At 50.5% G+C, this 2,640-nt stretch carries 1 rRNA gene; it reads left to right on the top strand.

What is annotated here, in order from left to right:
• A 23S ribosomal RNA gene (locus A8M50_RS08915) occupies window positions 1–2,615 on the top strand; the annotation flags it as partial.
• Between the last annotated feature and the right edge of the window lie 25 nt (window positions 2,616–2,640).

The raw sequence follows: 2,640 nt of genomic DNA, 5'->3' as shown, positions 1-2,640 counted from the left end.
GCAGAGATAGAGGAATAAGCTGGGAAGCTTAGCGACACAGGGTGATAGCCCCGTACTCGACATCCAGGCTGTGGTACTAAGTTAACGAGAAGTAGGGCGGGACACGTGATATCCTGTTTGAAGATGGGGGGACCATCCTCCAAGGCTAAATACTCCTGATTGACCGATAGTGAACCAGTACTGTGAAGGAAAGGCGAAAAGAACCCCGGTGAGGGGAGTGAAATAGAACCTGAAACCTTGTACGTACAAGCAGTGGGAGCCCGAAAGGGTGACTGCGTACCTTTTGTATAATGGGTCAGCGACTTATATTTTGTAGCGAGGTTAACCGAATAGGGGAGCCGAAGGGAAACCGAGTCTTAACTGGGCGTCTAGTTGCAAGGTATAGACCCGAAACCCGGTGATCTAGCCATGGGCAGGTTGAAGGTTGGGTAACACTAACTGGAGGACCGAACCGACTAATGTTGAAAAATTAGCGGATGACTTGTGGCTGGGGGTGAAAGGCCAATCAAACCGGGAGATAGCTGGTTCTCCCCGAAATCTATTTAGGTAGAGCCTTGAGCGGACACCTTTGGGGGTAGAGCACTGTTTCGGCTAGGGGTCCATCCCGGATTACCAACCCGATGCAAACTACGAATACCAAAGAGTGATACTCAGGAGACACACGGCGGGTGCTAACGTCCGTCGTGGAGAGGGAAACAACCCAGACCGCCAGCTAAGGTCCCAAAGTCTATATTAAGTGGGAAACGAAGTGGGAAGGCTTAGACAGCTAGGATGTTGGCTTAGAAGCAGCCATCATTTAAAGAAAGCGTAATAGCTCACTAGTCGAGTCGGCCTGCGCGGAAGATGTAACGGGGCTCAAATATAGCACCGAAGCTGCGGCATCAGACGTAAGTCTGTTGGGTAGGGGAGCGTTGTGTAAGCGGATGAAGGTGTGTTGAGAAGCATGCTGGACGTATCACAAGTGCGAATGCTGACATAAGTAACGATAAAACGGGTGAAAAACCCGTTCGCCGGAAGACCAAGGGTTCCTGTCCAACGTTAATCGGGGCAGGGTGAGTCGGCCCCTAAGGCGAGGCTGAAGAGCGTAGTCGATGGGAAACAGGTTAATATTCCTGTACTTGGTAAAGCTGCGATGTGGGGACGGAGTAGGTTAGGTTATCGCACTGTTGGATATGTGCGTTTAAGTTGGTAGGTGGGAAGTTTAGGCAAATCCGGACTTCCTTAACACTGAGAGATGATGACGAGGCTCTACGGAGCTGAAGTAACTGATACCACACTTCCAGGAAAAGCCACTAAGCGAAAGGCTTTACTAAACCGTACTGAAAACCGACACAGGTGGTCAGGTAGAGAATACTCAGGCGCTTGAGAGAACTCGGGTGAAGGAACTAGGCAAAATAGCACCGTAACTTCGGGAGAAGGTGCGCCGGCGTAGATTGTAGTCCCTTGCGGATGAAGGTTGAACCGGTCGAAGATACCAGCTGGCTGCAACTGTTTATTAAAAACACAGCACTCTGCAAACACGAAAGTGGACGTATAGGGTGTGATGCCTGCCCGGTGCTGGAAGGTTAATTGATGGTGTAATCGAAAGAGAAGCTCCTGATCGAAGCCCCAGTAAACGGCGGCCGTAACTATAACGGTCCTAAGGTAGCGAAATTCCTTGTCGGGTAAGTTCCGACCTGCACGAATGGCATAATGATGGCCAGGCTGTCTCCACCCGAGACTCAGTGAAATTGAAATCGCCGTGAAGATGCGGTGTACCCGCGGCTAGACGGAAAGACCCCGTGAACCTTTACTATAGCTTGACACTGAACATTGAATTTTGATGTGTAGGATAGGTGGGAGACTTAGAAGTAGTCACGCCAGTGATTATGGAGTCGACCTTGAAATACCACCCTTTAACGTTTGATGTTCTAACGAAGATTGCGGAACGCGGTCTCGGACAGTGTCTGGTGGGTAGTTTGACTGGGGCGGTCTCCTCCCAAAGAGTAACGGAGGAGCACGAAGGTTTGCTAATCACGGTCGGACATCGTGAGGTTAGTGCAATGGTATAAGCAAGCTTAACTGCGAGACAGACAAGTCGAGCAGGTACGAAAGTAGGTCATAGTGATCCGGTGGTTCTGAATGGAAGGGCCATCGCTCAACGGATAAAAGGTACTCCGGGGATAACAGGCTGATACCGCCCAAGAGTTCATATCGACGGCGGTGTTTGGCACCTCGATGTCGGCTCATCACATCCTGGGGCTGAAGTAGGTCCCAAGGGTATGGCTGTTCGCCATTTAAAGTGGTACGCGAGCTGGGTTTAGAACGTCGTGAGACAGTTCGGTCCCTATCTGCCGTGGGCGTTGGAGAATTGGTTGGGGCTGCTCCTAGTACGAGAGGACCGGAGTGGACGCACCACTGGTGTTCCGGTTGTGTCGCCAGACGCATTGCCGGGTAGCTAAGTGCGGAAGAGATAAGTGCTGAAAGCATCTAAGCACGAAACTTGCCAAGAGATGAGTTCTCCCACACATCAAGTGTGTAAGGGTTGTTTAAGACTAAGACGTAGATAGGCAGGGTGTGTAAGTGATGTGAGTCATTGAGCTAACCTGTACTAATTGCCCGAGAGGCTTAACTATACAACGCTCAAGTGTTTTTGGAAAA

It is taken from the genome of Haemophilus haemolyticus (genome assembly GCF_001679045.1).
Taxonomy (GTDB): Bacteria; Pseudomonadota; Gammaproteobacteria; order Enterobacterales; family Pasteurellaceae; genus Haemophilus; species Haemophilus haemolyticus.
This window is presented reverse-complemented; position numbering and strand designations above follow the sequence as displayed.